Source organism: Pseudomonadota bacterium, from assembly GCA_034660915.1.
Taxonomy (GTDB): domain Bacteria; phylum Desulfobacterota; class Anaeroferrophillalia; order Anaeroferrophillales; family Anaeroferrophillaceae; genus DQWO01.
Genome location: JAYEKE010000156.1, coordinates 1 through 2,570 on the forward strand (window position 1 = coordinate 1; position 2,570 = coordinate 2,570).

Below are 2,570 nucleotides of genomic sequence, written 5' to 3' on the forward strand. Positions count from 1 at the left end.
AAAACCAGCAGGATAAAAGCAAAGAAAAGGGCCTCGGCAATATACTGGTAGAGAATCATCCCTTCTCCTCCAGCCGTTTAATCAGGTCATAATGAAATTCTTCCCGGGTAAAACCGGCAATATTATAATCCATGGAATATCTAATTGCTCCCTTGGGGCAGGTCTCAACACAGGTTCCGCAGAGGCTGCATTTGGTAAAATCAAGCCTGAAAACAGTCAGGGTCTTCTTTTTCTCCCCCTCCTTCTTCTCCCCTTTGACGGTGAAACAACCGGAGGGACAGGCCCGGGCACACATGCCACAGACAATACATCGTGACTCCCCGGTTTCAGGGTCCTTGACCAATTCCACATGGCCACGGTAATTAGGAGTAATCTCCAGCTTCTCACGGGGATAATGAACGGTCACCTGGGGCAAAAAGCAGGTTTTCAGGGTAACTCCCAACCCGATAATCAGGCTTTTACCACCGACATATAAATCTTTAAAATAACCGCTGTTTCTCATAATAACTTGACCAGCACCGCGGTAACCAGCAGGTTAACGAGGGCAAAAGGGATCAGATACTTCCAGCAGAAATTCATCAACTGGTCAAAGCGGGTCCGGGGATAGGTCCACCGCACCCAGATCATGAAAATCATCAAGCCATAGGCCTTGATTAAAAACCAGATGGCGTTGCTGTATTCACCAAAAGGCAGCGGAATACCCCGCCACCCCCCGAGAAACAGGGTAGTGGCAATGGAACAGACAACGAACATATTGGCATATTCAGCCAACATGAAAAGACTGAAGCCCATGCCACTGTATTCCGTATGATAGCCTGCCGTCAACTCGCTTTCAGCCTCAGGGAGATCAAAAGGAGCCCGGTTAGTCTCGGCAAAGGAGGCAACTATATAAATAAGAAAAGCGATGGGCTGAACCAGAAAAAACCAGATTTTATTCTGGGCCTGAACAATCCCCTGCATGCTGAAAGTATTGGTCATCAGGATCACCGCCAACAATGACAACAGCATGGGAATTTCATAGGAGATATTCTGGGCCACCGAACGCATGGCACCAAAAAGCGAATATTTATTATTTGAACTCCAGCCAGCCATGAGAATAGCCATGACATTAAGGGAAGAAATGGCCAGGATAAATATCAAGCCAATATCAAAATCACGCCCCTGCAGCTTCGGACTGAAAGGAATGACCATCAGCGGCAGGACCACCGGCACAAAGGAAAGCAGCGGTGCCAGGCGAAAGAGAAAACGGTCCGCATCCTTAGGGATAATAAGTTGTTTGCCGATCAGCTTAAAGCCGTCAATAAGCAACTGCAGAATCCCGTGGGGTCCGACTTCCATCAGACCCGGACGGCGCTGGATCCGGGCGGAAAGCTTACGTTCCAGATAGCCCATAACCAAGGCATTAAGGAAGACAAAGGCGACGATCAAGACTACCGCAATCACCATCCGCAACAGTATTAGATTTCCAGCCGTTTCCATATATTCTACCTGTCGATCTCAGGAATAACCAAATCAAGACTGCCCATGGCGGCTACCAGATCAGAAAGGAGCATTCCCCGGCACAGTTCCGGCAACACACTGAGATTAGAATAGGATGGCACCCTGATTTTCAGGCGATAGGGCACATCACTGCCATCACTGATCAGATAATAAACCAACGACCCGCGGGCTGTTTCAACCGAAAAGTTACAGTCTCCGGCCGGCAGCTTCAGTTTCTTGGGCACCTTGCTACGGTACTGACCCTCAGGCAATTTATCCAAGGCCTGCTCGATAATGCGCAAGCTCTGCTCCATTTCCTTAAAACGCACCAGAAAGCGATCCATGGCATCACCATGTTCGCCCACGGGGATATCAAAATCAAATTCGGGATAGACTGAATAGGGCTCGCTTTTGCGCATATCGTAGTAAATACCCGATCCCCGGGCAACCGGACCGGTGACTCCATAGCGGCGGCACATATCAGCATCAATTACCCCAATGCCCTTCATTCGATTGATAAAAATAACGTTGTCGTTCACCAGATTTTCATACATACTGAATCGGCTGCGCAGACGTTTGATGAATTCCCGGGTTCGCTCAACAAATATGTCATCAATGTCTTTTGATACCCCGCCAACCCGAAAATAGCAGTAGGTCAGCCGGGAACCGGTAATATCCTCAAGGATATCGAGAATCTGCTCCCGGTCATCAAAGGTATAGAGAATCGGGGTAAAAGCCCCCAGGTCCAAAAGCAAAGCCCCATACCAGATAAGATGGCTGGCAATGCGGTTCAACTCAGAAGTTATCACCCGGATATACTCGGCCCGGAGCGGCACCTCAACCCCGGTTAGTCGTTCAATCAGAGCCACGTAACCGTGGTTGTACGGCAACACCGCGGCATAATCCATCCTGCCGGTGTTGGGCAGAAATCCGGGCCAGCTCCGACATTCGGCCATTTTCTCCTGCATCCGGTGGCCATATCCCAGAACCGGTTGTGGCTCGATGATATACTCGCCATCCATCTCCAGAATAACCCTGAGAACACCATGGGTGCTGGGATGCTGCGGCCCCATATTAAGGAAAAAACGGTG

Annotated in this window: 3 protein-coding genes; all 3 read right to left on the reverse strand. The window is 49.5% G+C overall.

Features of this window, described 5'->3' with window-relative positions; genetic code table 11:
- Positions 1 to 55 precede the first annotated feature (55 nt).
- Positions 56 to 502, reverse strand: a complete 447-nt coding sequence (locus U9P07_09135) for a 4Fe-4S binding protein (protein MEA2109567.1) — start codon at positions 500 to 502, stop codon at positions 56 to 58.
- Entirely contained in the window at positions 499 to 1,479 is a 981-nt protein-coding gene (gene nuoH / locus U9P07_09140; GenBank protein MEA2109568.1) for an NADH-quinone oxidoreductase subunit NuoH, read from the reverse strand. The genes U9P07_09135 and nuoH overlap by 4 nt, the downstream gene beginning before the upstream one ends.
- Positions 1,480 to 1,484: 5 nt before the next feature.
- Positions 1,485 to 2,570 (reverse strand): NADH-quinone oxidoreductase subunit D (locus U9P07_09145; GenBank protein MEA2109569.1); only part of this gene is annotated, 1,086 nt, incomplete at its 5' end.

Coding starts and splice junctions, on each gene's coding strand:
- U9P07_09135 (MEA2109567.1), bottom strand. CDS start 502: ATGAGAAACAGCGGTTATTTTAAAGATTTATATGTCGGTGGTAAAAGC.
- nuoH (MEA2109568.1), bottom strand. CDS start 1,479: ATGGAAACGGCTGGAAATCTAATACTGTTGCGGATGGTGATTGCGGTA.